At 30.7% G+C, this 20,414-nt stretch carries 13 protein-coding genes and 1 pseudogene; 9 read left to right on the plus strand and 5 right to left on the minus strand.

What is annotated here, in order from left to right:
* Positions 1 to 239 precede the first annotated feature (239 nt).
* The 5 genes from I6U48_RS20785 to hcp all read left to right on the plus strand — a co-directional run bounded on the left by I6U48_RS20785 (position 240) and on the right by hcp (position 7,455).
* The gene (locus I6U48_RS20785; RefSeq protein WP_218322398.1) at positions 240 to 665 is read left to right on the plus strand and encodes a MarR family winged helix-turn-helix transcriptional regulator; all 426 of its coding nucleotides are present in this window, start codon (positions 240 to 242) and stop codon (positions 663 to 665) included.
* Positions 666 to 1,061: 396 nt separating this feature from the next.
* Positions 1,062 to 3,131 carry a sensor histidine kinase gene (locus tag I6U48_RS20790; protein WP_218322399.1) on the plus strand — a complete coding sequence of 690 codons (2,070 nt, stop codon included), beginning with the start codon at positions 1,062 to 1,064 and terminating at the stop codon, positions 3,129 to 3,131.
* Positions 3,132 to 3,291: 160 nt separating this feature from the next.
* Positions 3,292 to 4,686: a hypothetical protein gene (locus I6U48_RS20795; protein ID WP_218322400.1), complete on the plus strand. Its 1,395-nt coding sequence runs from the start codon at positions 3,292 to 3,294 to the stop codon at positions 4,684 to 4,686.
* Positions 4,687 to 4,754: 68 nt separating this feature from the next.
* Positions 4,755 to 5,531 (plus strand): hypothetical protein, encoded by a 777-nt coding sequence (locus I6U48_RS20800; RefSeq protein WP_218322401.1) that lies wholly within the window; start codon positions 4,755 to 4,757, stop codon positions 5,529 to 5,531.
* Between the two features lie 631 nt (positions 5,532 to 6,162).
* Positions 6,163 to 7,455: a hydroxylamine reductase gene (gene hcp, locus I6U48_RS20805; RefSeq protein ID WP_218322410.1), complete on the plus strand. Its 1,293-nt coding sequence runs from the start codon at positions 6,163 to 6,165 to the stop codon at positions 7,453 to 7,455.
* A gap of 178 nt (positions 7,456 to 7,633) precedes the next feature.
* On the opposite strand, the gene yyaC is transcribed toward hcp, so the two are convergent.
* From yyaC to I6U48_RS20820, 3 genes are all read right to left on the minus strand, one after another.
* Entirely contained in the window at positions 7,634 to 8,260 is a 627-nt protein-coding gene (yyaC, locus tag I6U48_RS20810) for a spore protease YyaC (RefSeq protein WP_218322402.1), read from the minus strand.
* Positions 8,261 to 8,387: 127 nt separating this feature from the next.
* A complete protein-coding gene (locus I6U48_RS20815) occupies positions 8,388 to 10,844 on the minus strand; it encodes a heavy metal translocating P-type ATPase (protein ID WP_218322403.1) in 2,457 nt (818 codons plus the stop codon).
* A gap of 373 nt (positions 10,845 to 11,217) precedes the next feature.
* On the minus strand, positions 11,218 to 11,760 hold the full coding sequence (locus tag I6U48_RS20820; protein ID WP_218322404.1) for a TetR/AcrR family transcriptional regulator: 543 nt from the start codon (positions 11,758 to 11,760) through the stop codon (positions 11,218 to 11,220).
* 311 nt (positions 11,761 to 12,071) lie between these two features.
* Between I6U48_RS20820 and I6U48_RS20825 the strand changes: the two genes are divergently transcribed.
* The 3 genes from I6U48_RS20825 to I6U48_RS20835 all read left to right on the plus strand — a co-directional run bounded on the left by I6U48_RS20825 (position 12,072) and on the right by I6U48_RS20835 (position 17,008).
* Entirely contained in the window at positions 12,072 to 13,286 is a 1,215-nt protein-coding gene (locus tag I6U48_RS20825; RefSeq protein ID WP_218322405.1) for an efflux RND transporter periplasmic adaptor subunit, read from the plus strand.
* A gap of 13 nt (positions 13,287 to 13,299) precedes the next feature.
* Positions 13,300 to 16,350: an efflux RND transporter permease subunit gene (locus I6U48_RS20830; RefSeq protein ID WP_218322406.1), complete on the plus strand. Its 3,051-nt coding sequence runs from the start codon at positions 13,300 to 13,302 to the stop codon at positions 16,348 to 16,350.
* 103 nt (positions 16,351 to 16,453) lie between these two features.
* The gene (locus tag I6U48_RS20835; protein WP_218322407.1) at positions 16,454 to 17,008 is read left to right on the plus strand and encodes a helix-turn-helix domain-containing protein; all 555 of its coding nucleotides are present in this window, start codon (positions 16,454 to 16,456) and stop codon (positions 17,006 to 17,008) included.
* Between the two features lie 194 nt (positions 17,009 to 17,202).
* On the opposite strand, the gene dsdA is transcribed toward I6U48_RS20835, so the two are convergent.
* Positions 17,203 to 18,567 (minus strand): D-serine ammonia-lyase, encoded by a 1,365-nt coding sequence (gene dsdA, locus I6U48_RS20840; protein ID WP_218322408.1) that lies wholly within the window; start codon positions 18,565 to 18,567, stop codon positions 17,203 to 17,205.
* Positions 18,568 to 18,772: 205 nt separating this feature from the next.
* Positions 18,773 to 19,735 (minus strand): DMT family transporter, encoded by a 963-nt coding sequence (locus I6U48_RS20845; protein ID WP_218322409.1) that lies wholly within the window; start codon positions 19,733 to 19,735, stop codon positions 18,773 to 18,775.
* A gap of 282 nt (positions 19,736 to 20,017) precedes the next feature.
* Here I6U48_RS20845 and I6U48_RS20850 point away from each other — a divergent pair.
* A pseudogene (locus tag I6U48_RS20850) lies at positions 20,018 to 20,414 on the plus strand (hypothetical protein); the annotation flags it as partial.

The following is a 20,414-nucleotide window of genomic DNA, read 5'->3' on the forward strand; positions in this document are numbered from 1 at the left end:
TCAAAGGTCCTAAGATTTTCTAAAATACTTCGCTAAGATTGATTAAGAAGTTTTTATATGTGTCTTCAGCTCTGGAAACATCTCCCTGAGCATAATTCAACTTTCTGGTGTATTTCTAATAGTGCGACAGCCCCATTATTTTTTTGATATTTTTCTGAAAAACTCTTACTTGGTGAAAATAGACAAATATCAGTGGTGATGATAAAATTAATGTTAATTGCAGATAAGGAGAGGTTTAAATGTTCGATGTTGATACTTGCATATGCTTCATTACTAATAAAGTTTCAAAAAAAATGGCAGATAAGATGAATGAAAAACTAGTGTTAGTTGGGTCAACTAGAGTTCAGTGGCTTGTTATGTACTATTTGTTAAAGTATGGGAAAATGAGCCAAAGAGACTTAGGCGAAAAGATGGATATAAAGGACTCTACAGTTGTTAGGTTAATAGATAGAATGGAGAAGGAACAGTTTGTGGAAAGAGCTAAAGATGCTAAAGATAGAAGAATTACATATGTGACATTGACTGAAAAAGGGAAAAAAAGAATTGACGAATTGCTTCCAATTGGAGAAGAAATGAGTAAAGTTTTTTCATCAAATATAAGTGAAGAGGAATTTGAAATTTTTAATAATGTTCTTAATAAAATGGCTGAAAATGCAGAAGGTTAAGACAGAAAATTGGAACTGTAGTGTATGAGTAAAGTAATAAATCCTATATTATAAAAAAATAAATAATGTAATGAAATGATATATATGCTTACATGTTGGATTAAAAAAACTATTATATAACAGTTCGTGATAGTGTTTACATTATTATAACAATGTGCTATAATTTACATTAAGAGAATTAGGGATTAGGGTTATAAATGTGAGAAAGGATGCAAATATCATATATTGAGGTTTGCATCCTTTCTTATTTTTATACCCTTAGGTACGCATTTTATAATAATTATACAAAAAAATCAAATAAAGTAACTATTTACACATTAATGCAAAAGTAGTAAGATAAAATTAATGGAATTTTGCCAATATATTACACAAATGTGATATCTAAGGGGGATAATTATGCAATATAGTGGATATTTCGGGGAATTAGGTAAGACTCTAAAGTCTATTCCACTGGAATTATTAATCGAAATTAGTATTTTATCTATATTTATACCAGCACTAATTGCTATGGATAAATATAATGATCAGTTATTTCATAGTTTATCAGAGCTATTTAACTGCGCTATTTTTTTTGCGATTTTTGTTTTTGCATATAATACTTATAACATAAGCAAAAATAACTTTTTAATGCTTTTGGGAATTGGTTGCTTTTTTGTAGCATTAGTTAATGTAGTTCAGATATTTCCTCATACTGGTGTATCCATATTATTTGAAGAGAGAAATAAGGACATTGAAACAGAAGCTTGGATTATTGCCAGGTATATATGGGTATTTACCTGTTTAGCATCTACAATATTTATATTTAAACCAGAAAAAAATTTAAATGTTTATTTAGTGTTTATAGCATACTTTTTTATAACTGCACTTTCCTTATTATCCATATTTTATTTGAATATTTTTCCTAATTCTTATATTGGAGATAAAGGTTTGGCATCGTTTAAACTTATAAGTGAGTATATAATTTCATTCCTTTATATCATAGTTGCTATTATATACTATAGATTGAGAAAAAACATAGAGTTTCAGTTATTTGCATACATAGAAGGCTCTCTTGTTATATTAGTAGTATCCGAATTTTTACTTGCAGTTTTTTTTAATCCCTTAGATTGGAGAAATGGAACAGGTTATATATTAAAAGTTATTTCAGCATATTTTATATATAAGGCCATAATTGAGATAGGATTAAAAAAACCATATTCTACTGTTTTTAATGATTTAAATTTAATTGGTCATAAGGTAAAGGAATCTCAAAAAATGATAGTTAGTAATCAACAATGTTATGATATGATAATAAACAATTCTGATAATGCAATTGTTATTGGTAGTGAAAATAAACTTGTATTTGCCAATAATAAATTAGCAGAACTTGTAGGAGTTGAAAATGTAGCAGATATCATGAATTCAGAAATAGAAAGGTTTATACCTGACGAAGTTAAAGTATCTGCATTGCATTATATCAATGAAACAATAAGGAATAAAAAAATTACTCCTTTTAAGGAAGCAAGACTGAAAAGACTTGATGGACAAGTAATAGATATGGAGATTATGAGTTGTTTTTGTTCATACTATGGAAAACCATCTATTGTTGCTATGTTTAGAGATATTAGGGAAAGAAAACAAATAAAGCAGCTAGAAAACGACATAGTGGAAAATAAGAAAGAGATAGATAAAACAAGAGAAATGAATAAATTGATGACGGAATTTTTCGCTAACATATCACATGAACTTAAAACTCCACTCAACGTAATATTAAGTGCTATTCAAATATTATCATTGCCTAGTGGAGAGGAAACTAATAATTCAGCTGAATTGAGATTGAACAAATATATAAAGTCTATGCGACAAAACTGTTATAGATTATTAAGAATTGTAAACAACTTAATAGATATAACAAAGTTTGATGCGGGATACCTTCAATTAAATTTAAAAAACTATAATATTGTAGATATAGTAGAGGATATTACCATGTCAGTAGCAGACTATATAGAAAGTAAAGGGATTGAACTAATATTTGATACTGATGTTGAAGAAAAAATTATGGCTATTGATGCTGACAAAATTGAGAGAATAATACTAAACCTATTATCAAATTCTATTAAATTCACTAATAAAGGTGGAAAAATACTAGTAAACTTGTTGAATAAAAATAAAAGCATAATTATATCTGTTAGGGATACAGGTATCGGTATACCAGAAGATAAACTTGATATCATTTTTGAAAGATTTGGGCAAGTAGATAGAACTTTATCGCGTAATCGTGAAGGCAGTGGTATAGGGTTGTCACTTGTAAAATCAATTGTGGACATGCATAGAGGAAGTATTAGAGTTTTGAGTAAATTAGGTAAAGGCAGTGAATTTATCATTGAGTTACCTGTAAAACTTGTTAAAGAAAAAATATATGATAAATGTTTATATGAAAATAAGCTAGAAAAAGTTAGAGTTGAATTTTCAGATATATACTTATAAATATAAAGTAATATCCTATATTATATCTAGAAAATAGATTTTATGAATTTACGACTTAGTAAATAAACAAGTATTGAGAGAGAGTATACGTGGTTTAAATATCACTTTATATACAAGCCCTGCATAATCTATTAGTAAAGTAATTTATGAGAGGGAAAAAATGAATATAGCATTAACATCACTTCACTATATCTATTTAATCTTTATATTTATAATTATAGTAGCTATGATCAAGAAAAAAGATATTTCATTAATTTGTATACTTGGTATATTCCTACTTGGCCTAGTTGGTACAGGTTCTTTATATCATTCTACAATGGGAGTATTTAATAGTTTTGTCTATGCTACTAAAGAGCTTATGCCTACTATATTTATTATATCCATTATTGTTGCAATGAGTAATGTCTTAATAGAATCTGGTATAAATGAAGAAATAGTATCTCCTTTTAAAGGAATAATAAAAAATTACTGGATTGCTTATTGGGTTATCGGAATAGTTATGATGGTACTTTCCTGGTTTTTTTGGCCATCACCAGCGGTAGCTTTAATAGGAGCTTTATTTTTACCTATAGCAAAGAAGGCAGGACTTCCAGCTATAGGAGTAGCAATATCCATGAACTTATTCGGACATGGTATAGCACTTTCAGGTGACTATATAATTCAGGCAGCACCTAAGCTTACAGCAGATGCAGCAGGCATACCGGTGTCTAGTGTAGTTAACGCAAGCATTCCTTTAGTAATTACAATGGGTTTAGTAACTACTATAACAGCCTTTTACTTACTTAAGAAGGATATTAAGTCAGGAAAAATATCTACAGAATATACTATAGAGGAAGAAAATGCAGAAGAGAAGGCTAGTCTAGCAACCCTTTCAAAAAACTTCAAAAGAATTTTAGCATTAATAATTTTAGCTTTATTCATGATAGATATATTTGTAATGTATACTGCTAAGCTGCAGGGTGGAGATGCTACTGCCTTGATAGGTGGAACAGCTATATTTATATTGAGCTTAATATCTATAATAACCTATAAAAATGAGGCATTAGAAAAAATAACAAATAATCTTGTTAAAGGGTTACAATTTGGATTCAAAATATTTGGTGTAGTTATACCTATAGCCGCATTTTTCTATTTAGGAGATTCAGCTTTCACTGAAATATATGGGAAAATATTACCAGCTAACTCTACTGGCATAGTTAATGATCTAGGGGTATGTTTGGCTAATGCAGTTCCTCTAAATTCTATAATTGCTTCTAGTACTCTTACTTTAGTTGGTGCAATTACAGGTTTGGATGGATCAGGATTTTCAGGAATATCCTTAGCAGGTTCTGTAGCAAAATTATTTTCTACAGCTATAGGAGGAGGAGTAGCTACTCTAACTGCACTAGGACAAATATCAGCTATATGGGTTGGTGGAGGAACTATAATACCATGGGCAGTAATACCAGTAGCAGCTATATGCGGAGTAGATCCTTTTGAATTAGCAAAGAAGAATATAAAACCAGTGCTTATTGGATTGATTGCTACTACAATAGTTGCTATGTTCATTATATAGGTTATTTAGTAACAAATCGTATATTCTTAAATATTATATAGTGTTAATAATTTTTAAGAGGTTTTGCAATGTTTTTTAGATATTGGGATCCATACCAAGACATGTATAGAAAAGAAGTAGTAGCATATACATCGAATATTCCTATATATGTAAATGGAATTAATGTAAACAAGAATCCGTATCCTGCTCTTAACTACAGAGCCTACAGTGATATACCGTATTATAGTTATGTTCCAGTTGCAATTTTTAATAGAGTTGGAGCAACAGTAGTATATGATAGTCAAGCAAATACAATTAGAGTAACAACAGATTATTATTCAAATAAAGATATTATAAAACAACAACAAATTCAGATTAAGGCGCTTCAAGAAAGAATTAATAAACTTGCAAGTCAAATGAAATTATGTTCAGGTTATGTACAATATCAAGGAATAGTAGAGGGATTTTATAAGTTTTCAAACTCATATTGGAACTTATACAGTAATGTAACACCTAACCTTATTGTAGGAAATTTTTATAAAGTAGTCAGCCAGGATGCAGGCGCAGGTTCACTTTACATGGAGATTCTTAATGATAGCAACGAAAATGTTGTTTTTAGAACAAGTAATCTGTACACGCCTAAAGGTATAATATATGTTGGAAAAGATGAAAATGGACTATATGTATTTACTTGGGAAGCAGATAACGTTACTTCAAAATTTAAAGTAATACAACCTTCCAATGGCGGCGTTTCATTAGATCCTAATAAGATTTATGTGGTGCAAAGAAATGATGATTTAGCTGGATATGAAGGAAAAGCATATAATATTGTAGGAACTAATATAATAATTGCTTCTGTATCTTAAAAAAGAGGAATAAAATAAATTTGTCAGGCATAAACCTTGTCATAATTTTAAAAATTATAAATAGACCAATAGGACTTAGTATTATTTGTCCTATTGGTTTATTAATTTGAATCGATTTTTATATGAAATATAGAATTTTTTTGTAACACTTTGGATTTTCTTTTTAATAGTTCAAGTGTCAGGCATAGTTAAAGATGTTCTGACACTTTTTAACTTTCTTTATATCTAAGCATCTTTATAACGTGAAGCCAAAAATTTAAGTATAATTATATAGTAATATAATAAATATGTTCAATTAAGGGATGTTGGAGTCTGATAGGTATCCAGTGTCTTTCATTTTTATTAACTCAACTAGATAAAACATTTAAATATTTTATAAAAAGAACAATTTCGGTAACGTACGTTACCGAGTTAACTTAGATAATGTTGTATTATTTAACTGTAACTAACACGCAGCTGAGGAATAAGTAAGTAATATTGTGTGGTAGCTGCAATAGTGTTAAAGGTAAACTAGAATACATAGTTATGTAAAAATTAAAATTAGTTTGAGGAGGAATATTATATGTTTGGATTATTCAAAAATGGTGATAACGACAATGATAAAGAGGTAAAAAAAGCTGAACCCAATCCAATGTTTTGCTACCAATGCGAGCAAACTCCAGTTACAGGTTGTACTAAGTTTGGAGTATGTGGTAAAAATCCTGATATAGCAAGTTTGCAGGACATAATGATATTAGGTCTTAAAGGTGTAGCTGCTTATGCAACTCACGCAAGAGAACTTGGAGTTTCGGACGAGGAAGTAAATAATATTACTCATGAGGCATTATATACAACACTTACAAATTCAAACTTTAGCTTGGAAGAAAACATAGGAATGGCTTTAAAAGTTGGTACTGCTACAGTTAAAATAATGGACGTGCTTGATAGAGCTCATACAGGAAAACTAGGTGTTCCAACTCCAGTTACAATATCTCAAGATAAAATAGAGGGACATTGTATATTAGTAACAGGACATAATCTTTATGCTTTAGAAGAATTATTAAAACAAACAGAAGGCAAAGGAATTAACATATATACTCACTCAGAAATGCTTCCAGCTCACGGATATCCAGAACTTAAAAAATACTCTCACTTAAAGGGTAACGTAGGCAAAGCCTGGTATGATCAAAGAAAATTATTTGAAGAATTCCCAGGAGCAATACTTGGAACAACAAACTGCTTAATGCCAATAACCACAGGAACTTATGGAGATAGATTCTGGACTTATGGAACTGCAGGACTTCAAGGTGTTCCAAAGATAGTTAATGATGACTTTAGTCCAATTATTGAAAGAGCATTATCATTAAAGGTTGTTAATAGAGACTCAGATAAGACAGTTACAACAGGTTTTCATCACAACACAGTGTTAAGTATAGCACCAGAAATAATAGAAGCAGTTAAAGCTGGTAAGATAAAGAGATTCTTTGTTATAGCTGGTTGTGATGCACCAACAAAAGGAAGAGAATACTTCAGAGATTTAGCTTTAGCACTTCCAAAAGAGGCAGTACTTTTAACAACATCTTGTGGAAAGTTTAGATTTAATGATGTTGACTACGGAACAGTACCTGGCACAGACATTCCAAGATATATTGACCTTGGACAATGTAATAATTCAGGTTCTGCAGTTAAAATTGCATTAGCTTTAGCAGAAGCTTTTGGATGTACAGTAAATGATTTACCACTAAGCATAGTGTTATCTTGGTTTGAGCAAAAAGCTGTTGCTATACTTCTTGGATTATTCAGTCTTGGAGTTAAAAATATACATGTAGGACCAAGTGCACCTAAGTTTATAACTCCTGGAGTATTAAAGGTATTACAAGATAACTTTAACCTTCAGTTAATAAGCGGAGATGTTAAGGCTGACCTTGCTAAGTTTATGGGTTAATAAAAAATAATGAATATTTAATAAAATCGTGTTTATTTGATTCATCTCATTTGGAATGCTATTATTACCAAGGGAAGAGATAAATAAAAACGATAATAAAAGAGACGGTTTATAAAAGGTGTAAACTGTCTCTTTTATATTATCTAGATATTGTTTGTAACCAATATTATCAATAAATCTAAAGCTCAGTATTTTGAAATAAATCACTAGAGGTACAACTCTCCACCGATTCTATTAATATATCAGCAATTTTATTGGCCATGAATAGTACATCTTTTAGGCGAATTTCATGCAAATAAGCATCATTGTCATTAATTGCTATAATTCCAACTATAGATATATCTCCTACACTTGGAAGGATTTTATTTGTTCCAGTGCCAGGGTGGATAGGATAGTCTCTTAAATGTATTTGAAATAGGGAGGATTTATCACTATAACAGGCATCAATACCTATAAAGAAACCATTAGGATGATTGTTTTTGATTTTAATTAAGAAATCTTCTAAGTTAATTGCATGAATAGGATGTTCTATTGTACCGTAAACTGGGAAACTAAACCCTCTAGATTCTAAAATACTTCCAACAAAAGGTGCTAAACTATCAAATATCCATTTATCCGTACCAATACAGATTACAACAATGTTATCTAAGTTGCTTTTTATAAGTTCGCGAAAAAATTCAACTCCTTTGTAAAGGGTTTCGTCTTTGTATATAATAAAATTTTTTGTTGTCGATTTTTTTTCAGCATAAGATATATGTTCTTTTTTAAAAACTTTACTCCTTAGGATGTTATTAAAGAAACCCATAATACAATATCTTCCTTTTGCAGTTTATTTATACTAATGTACTTCTAATTAGATTTTATCATATTTCAGCTGAAAGTTAAAAAACAAAAAAGTGCAGCTATAATGTTAATAACTGCACTAAATATGATTACATATTGTCTGTTTTCATTGCTCTCATAGAATTTAGCACTGCAAGTAGTGTTACTCCAACATCACCAAATACTGCTTCCCACATAGTACCTAAGCCTAAAGCTACAAGAACTAATAATATGAGCTTAATACCTAAAGCAAAGAATATATTTTGCATTACTATACTTCTTGTTTTCTTTGCTATCTTTATAGCCGAAGCAATCTTTGAGGGTTCGTCAGTCATTATAACTACGTCAGCAGCTTCTATTGCAGCATCGGAACCAACTCCACCCATTGCTATCCCTATATCGGCTCTTGCTAGAACTGGAGCATCATTTATTCCATCACCTACAAATATTAGCTTACCTTTTGATGATTTTTCTTTATCTAGTAATTCTAATTTTTCAACTTTTTGATCTGGAAGTAGTTCAGCGTGAACTTCGTCAAGACCTAATTGATTGGCAACTTTAGCACCAACTGTTTTATTATCACCTGTTAACATTACTGTTTTTTTAACGCCTATAGCTTTTAGTGACTTAATCGCTTTTGCTGAGTCATCTTTAATTTCGTCTGATATTACTATATATCCTGCATATTTTTTATCTATAGCAATATGAACCACTGTACCTATAGTTTCAACCTGTTCATACGATATCTTTTCTTTAGACATCAGTTTATAATTTCCCGCTAACACTTCTTTACCTTTAACAACAACTTTTACACCATGACCGGATATTTCTTCATAATTTTCTAATGAAGCCTTAACTAGTTCTTTATCATAAGCATTTAATATAGAAGCTGCTATTGGGTGATTAGAATAGCTTTCTGCATGAGCTGCATAAGCTATAAGTTCGTCTTTTGAAATATTATTTTGTGGTTTTACTTCAGTTACTTTAAATACACCTTTTGTAAGAGTTCCTGTTTTATCAAAAACAACAACTTCAACACTATTTAAAGCTTCCAAATAGTTACCACCTTTAACAAGTATTCCATTCTTTGAAGCTCCGCCTATTCCTCCAAAGAAACCAAGTGGTATAGATACAACTAATGCACAAGGGCAAGATACTACTAAGAAAGCTAATGCTCTATATATCCATTGTGAGAAAGTAGCACCATCAATAAATAAAGGTGGAAGTATGGCTAGTGCCAATGCAGAAAAAACAACAGCAGGCGTATAATATCTGGCGAATTTTGTAATAAAATTTTCAGTTGGAGCTTTCTTGCTGCTTGCATTTTCAACTAAATCCAGTATTTTTGCAATAGTAGAATCACTAAATTCTTTTTCTACCTCAATTGTTAAAAGCCCATTTTTGTTGATAACTCCACTTAAGATACTATCTCCAAGTTTAACTTCCCTAGGAACTGATTCTCCAGTTAAAGCAGAAGTATCTATCATTGAATTACCCTCAACTACCTTACCATCTAGAGGAACTTTTTCACCTGGTTTTACTACTATAATACTTCCTACGCTAATCTCTTCTGGTGATACTTTTTTTATATCATCACCTATCTTTAAGTTAGCAAAATCAGGTCTTATATCCATAAGAGCCGTAATAGATTTCCTTGAACGATTAACTGCTATTCCTTGAAATATTTCTCCTAATTGATAGAAAAGCATAACAGCTACACCTTCTGGATATTGTTTGATAGCAAAAGCTCCAATAGTTGCTATACTCATAAGAAAGTTTTCATCAAACACTTGTCCCTTGCTTATATTTTTTAATGCTCTTAATACTACTTCACCACCAACTAGTATATAGCTTATTAGATAGAGTATTAATTCAATAGTATTTGGGAGCTTTGCAATAGTTGCTATTCCGAATAGTGCAGCGCCTACAGATAATTTAATTAGTTCTTTCTTATTGCTTTCCTCATGTTCATGAGTAGGGTTTTCAGATAATCTACTTTTGTTTTGAATTTCAATAACTTTAACATCAGGTTCTATTCTTTTAACTATTTCCTTTACTTTTTCTACGACAGTATTTTGTCTAGATGGGTTGTCTATTTCTAAAATAAGCTTTGTAGATATAAAATCCACTACAGCAGATTTTACACCTTCTATGTGGTTTGATTCCCTTTCTATTTTCGCAGCACAATTACCACAACATAGCCCCTCAAGTAATATCTCTTTTCTCAAAACTTTTTGTGATAGCTTTTCTTTCATTTTTACATGAGATTCTATTTTCTCAATCTTTTCAGAAGTTGCTGCGATTAAATCTTGCACATTACTTACTTCTTCAATCTCTAAAGTTAGAGTTTTGGTTAGGAAATTTACATTGGCTGAACCTATACCTTTAATTTTACTAACCTGATCCTCTATCTTGGTTGCGCAATGGGCACAGTCTAATCCTTGAAGAATAAATTCTCTTTTAATATTCTTATTGTTTAATTCCTGTGATTTAATATTACTTTTTATAGAATTTTTAGTTGATAATTTTAACTTATTTTTACTAACATTTTTAACTGCTTTCTCCATAGTTTTTATCCCCCCAATAGTAGTTTGGATTTTTTCAGATATATAAGTTATTTTTTAACATATTGCAATTAAAAACATGAACATATGAATAATTGTTCATATGTTCATTATATGAAAATAATTTAATTTTGTCAATAAATTAAGAAACTTTTTCCTTATGTTTTTTGAGTATAAGAGTTACTTTACATGGAGCTATTTTGAGTTTATTTTAAGAATTATGTTGCATAATGATGTGTAATACTTCTTATGTTATTATGAATGCTTAAGAATTACCTGTATTATTGTGGTTGCTATTCATAAAAAGACTCCTATTAATTCTTTGTTTAGATTAATAGGAGTTTTTCTTACTTAGTTTCATAAGTCATTTTAAATTTTAAAGCATTTCAACAAGAATAGCAGCCATATCTTTAGGATGGGTTTTCATATCATTCTTTAGCCACTCTTCAACTACTCCAATACAGCCTGATATGGCAAAAGGCATGCAATATCGTGCTTCTATCTCTGAGGATGTATCATCTAGCGGAATTTTGCAGTGTTTTATAGCATCTTTAAGTTTTGGTATAAAAGTGAAGTCACCACCATGACAAAGAAATATCTTAAACATTTCAGCATTATCTTCTACAAAATTGAATAGATATATAAAAAAAGAGAATAAATCATCATAGGTAGTAGCTTCTTTTGAAAATTTATCATAAGCTTCACTGAAATTATTAATCAGGTCAGTTTCTATCTTTTCCACCATATCAAATATATCTTTGTAATAAAGATAAAAAGTGGATCTATTAACATCTGCTAAATCAGTAAGTTCCTTTACTGTAATATTATTAATTTTTTTTTCAGCCATAAGCTTTGTTAAGGCTTTAAGTAGAGTTTTTTTAGTTTTTCTTATACGCCTATCAAGTTTCTTTTCTTCCATAATACCTCCAGAAAAACATCTTAATATTTATCTAGTATATCTTATATAATAAACACTTGTTTATTAAAATACAAGTGTTTTATTCGTTTACATAATTTGTTTAGATTAAAGTGAAATTCCTAGAAAAATATTTTAACAGTTTTTCTACATTTACCTAAAATGTGTTGAATAAACTACAAATGCACGACTGATTAATGATTGAATTTAATCGAAACGCATTTTATAATAAACACACGTCTATTAAAACACAAGTGTTTAATATACTTTAATATAAACAGAAATTAAATTATTTAAGTTAGAGGTGGTATAACATGAATAAAAAAATTCTATCATTGTTTTCTGTGTTCGCAAGTATGATTATACTAGCGGGATGTGGTAGTAAGAGTGACTTAGAAAATACTAATGCTAAAAGCTATCCTGTAAAAACATTAGAACTTAAAAATGAAGATAAGCCTATTTCTTTAGAATATGAGGGAATAACAGGTGGAAGCGAGGTTAGAAAGCTATCTTTTAAAAGTTCAGGAAAAATATCTAAAATATATGTGACAAAGGGTCAACAAATAAAAAAAGGTATTTCTCTGATTGAGCTAGATAAAAGCGATTTAAGCTTTGACATGGACGCTGCTAAAGCCCAGGTGGATTCAGCATCTGCACAGTATAATAAGGCAGTAAATGGTGCTCAAACTGAAGATATAAGCAAAGCAGAAATAGCAGTGAAAAATGCTGAGGATAACTATAATTACTATAAGGATTTGTATGATAAAAATGCTAAGTTATATCAAAGCGGAGCAATTTCAAAGCGGGAATTAGAAGCTGCTGAACTTCAAGAAAACAGCTATAAAAGTGCATTAGATATCGCAAGGCAAACTCTACAGCAGCTTGAAAATGGAACTAGAAGCGAGGATAAACAAGGACTTCTAGCCCAATTAAATTCTGCAAAGGCAAACTATGCTTCAAAAGTAAATTTAGTACAAGATGCGACTTTAACTTCAGATGTGGATGGTTATGTTGTAGATGTACTATGCAAAGAAGGTGAAATGCAGCCTGCAGGAACTCCAGTTATATTAATAAGAGGTGAAAATCAAGTTGTTACTATAGGACTATCTTCAGATGATGTTAAAAAAGTACAAGTTGGCACAAAGACACAGGTCAAAATTAATGATAATAACTTAGAAGGAGAAATTATAAACATAGTTCAAATGTCTGATAAAACCTCTGGAACTTATAGTGCTGAAATTAAGTTATTAAATCCTATAGATAACAGCAGCTTTTATGTTGGCGACATTGTAAAAGTTTATGTTAGCATAGGTGATAAAAATTCTATCTGGATTCCTATTAACAGTATTTTAAATGATGGAGAAGACTATGTTTATATAGCTGAAAATGGGCGAGCTGTTAGAAAAAATGTAACCTTAGAAGATACAAATGAGGGAAAAGTTTCAGTAGAAGGGTTAAAGCCTAAGGACAAACTTGTTGTTGAGGGTATGAAAAATATAAAAGCTGGTTATAGGCTAATCATAAAGTAAAGGAGAATTGATTATGGGATTGATTAAAGCAGCCATAAAGAATAAGAAAGTTATACTTGTTTTAGTAGCTATTGCTATTATAAGCGGTTTCTATTGTTATTACATAATTCCTAAACAAGAAAGCCCTGATGTTTCTTCTCCGGCAGCTATGATTACTACTATATATCCTGGTGCTTCACCTAGTGATATAGAAAAATTGGTATCAAAAAAGATAGAAGATAAAGTAGAAGAAATAAGCGGGTTTGATTATGTAGAATCCTACTCTCAAAATAGTGCTTCTATAGTTATAGTCAATTTAAGCAATGATGCGGATAAGGATAAAGCTTGGAGAGAATTAAGGGATAAAATAAAAGATTTAAAGCCTGAGCTTCCAGAGGGCTGTGAAGAGAGTCAGATAGATACTAAGCTTACGGAGACTGTAGGTATGATTATAAGTATATCAGGTAAAAATTATACTTATGAACAGTTAGGAAATTATGCTGATGATATAAAGAAGCAATTAAGCAGTGTTAGTGGCCTATCTAGATTTGATATAGAAGGCAAACAGAAAAAACAGGTAAAAATAGAAGTAGATTTAAGTAAAATAAATAAATATCCTATTTCCATTGAAGATGTATGTTCTGTACTAAAGGCACAAAATATAGATATTCCCTCGGGATCTTTAAATTTAGCAACTGGAAAGATAAAAGTTAAGACACCAGGAGCATTTACTTCCATTCAAGATATACAAAATACTATTGTTGGCGTATCAAGTGATAAGGGAGAAACTGTAAAAATTAAAGATATAGCTAAAGTGTCTATGGACTATGACGATGATGCTAATTACAAATATACTAACAATGGAACCAGTGCAGTTCTATTGTCGGGATACTTTCAGGATAATAAAAACATAGTCTTAATAGGTAAAGATATAATAAAAAAATTAGAGGAAATAAAAAAACAACTTCCAAAGGACTTAACTATAGATCAAGTTGTCTTTCAGCCTAAGGATGTAGATAACTCAGTATCCTTTTTTATGAAAAATCTTAAGGAAGGTGTAATTTTAGTAATTATAGTGGTACTCATAGGTATGGGACTTAGAAATGCTTTAGTAGTATCCTCAGTTATTCCTATATCTATAGCCATGTCTTTTTTGGTAATGTATGCGCTTGGAATAAAGGTTCAGCAAATGTCTACTACTGCGCTGATTATAGCACTAGGTATACTTGTGGATGATGCCATTGTAATAGGAGATATTATACAAGTAGGCATAGATGAAGGGATGACAGGAGACGAAGCAGCTCTTAAAGGTATTAAAAAATTATTTGTACCCGTATTTACTTCCACACTAATCATTGTCGGAGCCTTTTTACCATTGCTAACAATTCCCGGTGCAGTAGGTGAATTTTTAAAAACCTTACCACAGGTAGTAATAATTTGTGTAACCTGTTCCTATATATCAGCCTTATTAGTAACTCCAGCTATGTCTTCTCTTGCTTTTAAAAAAAGCAAGGAGTCTAACAAGGAAAGCAAGATTAAAAAAATGTTTCACAAGCTTTTAACTTATGGACTTGGACACAAAAAGAGAATTATTGTCGGGTCCTTGGCAATATTCATGGTATCTGTAGCAATAACAGAAACTTTAGGTATGCAATTCTTTCCTCATGCAGACAAAAATATAATATATGTTGATGTTACAAATGAAAAGGTTGAAGATATTAATAGCACAGCAAATTTGGTAAAACAAGTAGAAGAGGTACTTAAATCACAAAAAGAGATCACCTCCTATACTTCATCTATTGGCAATGGTATGCCTAGATTTTATATTACCTTGCCTACATCAACTCCATCAAAGGATACAGCTCAAATTTTGGCAAAGGTAGATTTAAATAAGACAAAGAAATTTGAAACCAATCAAGAACTAGCTGAACATATACAAGAATTAATGGATAGTAAGGTTTCAGGTGGGACAGCTACAGTAAAATTATTGGAGGTGGCTGACCCAATAGGTGCGCCTGTAAGGTTAAGACTTATTGGAGATGATTTAGATAAACTATATACAGCTTCAGATAAGATACAGCAGCATTTAAAAAATATTCCAGGAACACTAAATGTAAGGGATGATGCAGCAAAAAAGACCTATGAATATGAAATAAATATAAATACTGAAAAAGCATCTTCTCTTGGTTTATTAAAATCAGATATATTAAAACAAATAAATATTGCTTTAAAGGGCTATAGTAGTTCTGTATATAGAAAAAATGGCAGTGAATATAATATATTAGTAAAAACCAACATATCATCTGTAAAAGAACTTGAAAATTTGCAGGTTAAATCTAGTATTAGTAATAATAAGGTGTTGCTATCTCAGGTAGCTTCTATTACCTTGAATTCAGAATTAGATCAAATAAAACATTACAAGAAGGATAAAACCATTACTGTATATAGTGATGTAAAAACAGGTTATAATTCAGTAGATGTAGAAAATACACTAAGTAGTAACATAAGTAAAATGGACTTAAATGGAGTAAATGTTATTTATGATGGTGAAAAGTACCAGATAGAAAAAAACTTCACCAGTCTTGCTCTAGCAGGAGTGCTTACTATATTAATAATCTATGTACTATTGTTTATTCAATTTAAATCCTTTATACAGCCCCTTGTAATTATGTGCTCTCTTCCATTGTCGTTAATAGGAGTAGTAATAGGACTTCTAGTATTCCAAATGCCATTATCTTTAACTGCTGTAATGGGGATAATAAGTTTAATTGGGGTGGTTATAAGAAATGCCATACTGCTTATAGAGTATATAATTGATGGAAGAAAAGAAGGTCTTTCTATAGATGAGGCTTGCATCCATGCTGTAAGTCAAAGATTCAGACCTATAATATTGAGTTCTGCAGCAACTATCACAGGTATAATTCCTCTTGCATTTTCAAAGAGTGCTTTGTTTGGACCTATGTCAGTAGCTATAATGTTTGGTCTTTTAACCGCTACTTTTCTTACTTTTATTGTAATTCCTGTTGTATATTCTATTGTCAACACAAAATTAGAAGAGAGTAACTTGAGGAAATCTGATAAATAATAGTAAAAATTATGATATAATAAAGAACAGAGTTTAGATTAAAAATTGTAGTAATATACGTAGTTTAAAACATATATGACGGGAATTAAAAGGAGATTTGTCTATGGACGAAATAAACATTGGTGGAAAGATATTGCAGTATCGTAAAATGAAAAATCTTAGTATTAGAGATCTGGCAAAATTAACAGATGTAACACCTTCTTTGCTTAGTCAGATTGAGCGTGGATTGGCTAATCCTTCTTTAAATACACTTAAAACTATTGCTAAAGCTTTAGAGGTTCCTTTATTTACATTCTTCGTTACTCCAGTAAATACCAAAGAGTTGGTTATAAGATCAGATAAACGTAAGAAAATGATGCTTCCAGATAGCGAAAGTGTTGTATATGAGTTGCTATCACCAGATTTAAGTGGTTCTATTGAATTTGCATTAATGAGGCTAGTACCTCTTTCTCATTCCTCAAAGGAATTAATGGAACATGAAGGTGAAGAAGCAGTTTTTGTCTTAGAAGGGAAAATAAAACTTTATTTAGATGATGATATTATTATATTAAATATGGGAGATAGTGTTAGAATACCCAGAGGTACAAAGCATAAGTGGGAAAACCCATATGATAAGGATGCTAGCATAGTATTTGCTGTCACTCCTCCATCATTTTAATATCCATAAGTTGTTTAAAAGATATAAATATATTTTTAGAGGACAATTGACAGAGGACATAGGACAGTGGAGAAAAATCATCCTTCACTGTCCTATGTCAATTGTCCACTGTCCTCCAAAAAATATTCAACTTGTGTTAACTGTTACCAATAAATATTTTTTATAAGTTAACTTTCGGCTAAGTGTATCTATATTTACTTACTTGATAATTCCTGTCCTTTTTTATAATAGGTCTCCATTACATCCTTTGGAACCATACTTCCACCTGTAGCCCAGGCAATATGTGAAGCATTTTTCATTTTATCTTTTAAATTGTTATTTTCTATATAGTCTTGTCCGGCATCATCTTTAAATAGTTGGATTGGACCATATATTCCAGCTAGTGCAGAAGGCTCTAACTGGATATCTTCTGAATCCGAAAGGATACTCAAAAGTGTATATAATTGTTCATCTTTTACAGTATAGGACCCACTTATTAATTCTTCTAGTGTTTTTCCTACGAAACCTGAAGCTCTGCCAACAGCTAGTCCGTCTGCCGCTGTAATATTGTCTATTCCAAAATCTTGAACACATACTTTATCATGCATATTTGTCATTAATCCTATAAGCATACATGGAGAATGTGTTGGTTCAGCAAAGAAACAATGCACATTATCCTTAAATACCAGTTTTAAACCAAATGCTACTCCGCCAGGTCCACCACCAACTCCACATGGAAGATATACGAATAATGGATGCTGTTCATCTACAACTACATTGATTTCTTTCAACTGATTTTTTAGTCTATAAGCTGCAACTGCATATCCTAAGAATAAGTTAGTTGAATTTTCGTCGTCAACAAAATACATGTTTGGATCTGCTTCTGCTTGTTTTCTACCTTCTTCTACTGCTTTACTATAATCTGATTGATATTCAATTACTGTAACGCCTTTACTTCTAAGCAGGTCTTTTTTCCATTGTCTTGCATCCGCTGACATGTGAACGTATACTTTAAAGCCTAATTGAGCACTCATTATTCCAATACTAAGTCCTAGGTTTCCAGTTGATCCTACTGCAATAGAATACTTAGAAAAGAATTCTCTGAATTTATCACTATCAATAATTGAGTAATCATCTTCTAAAGTTAATAGATTATTTTCAATAGCTAAATCTTCTGCATGTTTCAAAACTTCATAAATACCACCTCTTGCTTTAATTGAACCTGAAATAGCAAGATGGCTATCACATTTAAGTAATAATTGGCCTAATATTTGTTGATCAAATAGTTTTTCTAGTTTTCTTTGCATATTAAGGATTTTAACAATAGGAGATTCAATAATTCCATTTGTTTTTTGTGTATCTGGAAAAACTTTAGCTATATATGGAGCAAATCTTTTTAATCTTTCTTCCGCATCCTGTACATCTTTTTCTGATAAAGAAACCTTTTTTATAGCCTCTGAAAATTTTCCGTATTTAGAGTTTGCCCAAAACACCTCTTCTGTTGAAATAATTTTGTGCATTAAAGGATATTGTTCTTTCCATTGGCTTATAGTCTTTTCTTGTACTATTTTATTTTCCATGTAAACCCTTCTTTCTCTTAAAACATATCTTAAGTATTTATAAAATACATTGCAGTAATTGATTAATCAAATTTAATTTTATTAAGTATAGTTTAACTAAAAAACTATACTTAGTCAAGTGTGATTTAAATAAGTTAATTTCTATTTAACACTCTAATGATAAAACAAGTGTATAATCTATCATAAATTAAAGGTCAAGAGCGGCTTAGGACTGATTGTTATCAATATTTAATTTGGCGTTTCTTTGAGTTAATAATCCAGGCAAAATAGAGGAAAGTGAACCAGAAAGTATAAATAAGATACCGATAATCATATTAAGTGGAATAATTTCATGTAATAAAATTAATGCAAGAATTGGTGCTAATATTGGTTTAAAGAAGAATACTAATGAAGTAGTCTGGGCAGAGGTTTTTTCCATTGCCATAAAATAGCAGGCATATCCAATTCCGCTATTAATGATACATATATACACTACTATAGGCAGTACACTTAAAGAATATCCTTTAAATAGAGGAATATTTGAGAACATAGAAAGTCCATTAGAAGAAAACCAGTGTGCAATTGGAGCGATATGACTTAGAGCAATTAAAACCAACATTTCAATACCACCAAATAAAAACCCAAAGCAGGTAACTACAATACCACCATACTCAGCACATTTCCTTTTTCCGAAAACTCCATAAAGGGCAAAAGTTAAAGTAGATGCTATTGTAAGAGTGACCCCTAGTACGCTAAGTTTTACGTTTAATGGATTTATTATTATTATGGTACCAATAACTTCAAGAACTAAAGCAAGTATATTGTTTTTATGAATAGCTTCCTTTAAGAGAAAGAAGGCTAAAATTGTAACAAAAACAGGATTGCAGCTAAATAAAACAGCAACTACAGAAGCCTTGGTATTCTGTACTGCCAATTGGTATAATATCATACTTACAACAATACCTATGAAGCCTAAAAAAGCGAAATAACGTAAATCATCCCTTGAAACAGAAGAATGCCTTTTACGAAGTTCGCCTACAGCGAAGGGTATTAAAAATAACCCACCTATAAAGAATCTGGTGAATGTAAGCTGTATAGGATTAAATACTCCTGATACGAGCTTTAGTGCGATTTCCATTGTGCTAAAAATGATAGTTGTTAAAATGATATATAAATATCCTTTCTTCATAATAATTACCCCCCAAGTTATTTTACTCTGGTTGAAAAAACCTTTTCATTTAATTTTAGTATATACCACTAGTGAGTTTTTTAGAAGAAACAGAATCTAATAAATTAGATCAATTTTTAAATAATCTCCTTAAATTTATACTTAAGTTTTGCCACATTTTTGTCATATAACCTTAATATAACTGTGACATAATTGTGACAATACACCTATACAATAAGAGACAAGGTTAGAAAATAAATGACTTCAAAATAAAATTTTATTAATAAAGGAGAGATGGTTTAAATGAAAAGTAAAAGTATTATGAGTAAGGTTATCGCAGGAGTTATGATGGCAGGATTGATTATGTCTTCAGGTATAACAGCATCTGCTGCTAGTGCAACACATGCATTTAAGAATGCATCAGCAGCACATATGCAAAGCGGAAATAACGGAGTAAAAAGTGGAACTAATGGAATGAAGACTCAACTTGATGCTTTAGTAACAGCAGGAACAATAACAGCAGATCAAGAAACTGCTATTATAAATCTTTTCACACCTCAGGATAATGGCAATGGTGGAAAACATGAAGATGGAATGAAGACTCAGCTTGATGCTTTAGTAACAGCGGGAACAATAACAGCAGATCAAGAAACAGCAATAGAAACAGCTTTGCAATCAAGTAAGGGTGATTTTAAAACAG

It is taken from the genome of Clostridium thailandense (assembly GCF_019207025.1).
Classification (GTDB): domain Bacteria; phylum Bacillota; class Clostridia; order Clostridiales; family Clostridiaceae; genus Clostridium_AM; species Clostridium_AM thailandense.

Excerpts from the sequence above, each read along its gene's own strand:
- I6U48_RS20795 (WP_218322400.1), top strand. The coding sequence starts at position 3,292 with ATGAATATAGCATTAACATCACTTCACTATATCTATTTAATCTTTATA.
- I6U48_RS20820 (WP_218322404.1), bottom strand. The coding sequence starts at position 11,760 with ATGGAAGAAAAGAAACTTGATAGGCGTATAAGAAAAACTAAAAAAACT.
- I6U48_RS20825 (WP_218322405.1), top strand. The coding sequence starts at position 12,072 with ATGAATAAAAAAATTCTATCATTGTTTTCTGTGTTCGCAAGTATGATT.
- dsdA (WP_218322408.1), bottom strand. The coding sequence starts at position 18,567 with ATGGAAAATAAAATAGTACAAGAAAAGACTATAAGCCAATGGAAAGAA.
- I6U48_RS20800 (WP_218322401.1), top strand. The coding sequence starts at position 4,755 with ATGTTTTTTAGATATTGGGATCCATACCAAGACATGTATAGAAAAGAA.
- yyaC (WP_218322402.1), bottom strand. The coding sequence starts at position 8,260 with ATGGGTTTCTTTAATAACATCCTAAGGAGTAAAGTTTTTAAAAAAGAA.
- I6U48_RS20830 (WP_218322406.1), top strand. The coding sequence starts at position 13,300 with ATGGGATTGATTAAAGCAGCCATAAAGAATAAGAAAGTTATACTTGTT.
- I6U48_RS20815 (WP_218322403.1), bottom strand. The coding sequence starts at position 10,844 with ATGGAGAAAGCAGTTAAAAATGTTAGTAAAAATAAGTTAAAATTATCA.
- I6U48_RS20835 (WP_218322407.1), top strand. The coding sequence starts at position 16,454 with ATGGACGAAATAAACATTGGTGGAAAGATATTGCAGTATCGTAAAATG.
- I6U48_RS20790 (WP_218322399.1), top strand. The coding sequence starts at position 1,062 with ATGCAATATAGTGGATATTTCGGGGAATTAGGTAAGACTCTAAAGTCT.
- I6U48_RS20785 (WP_218322398.1), top strand. The coding sequence starts at position 240 with ATGTTCGATGTTGATACTTGCATATGCTTCATTACTAATAAAGTTTCA.
- I6U48_RS20845 (WP_218322409.1), bottom strand. The coding sequence starts at position 19,735 with ATGAAGAAAGGATATTTATATATCATTTTAACAACTATCATTTTTAGC.
- hcp (WP_218322410.1), top strand. The coding sequence starts at position 6,163 with ATGTTTTGCTACCAATGCGAGCAAACTCCAGTTACAGGTTGTACTAAG.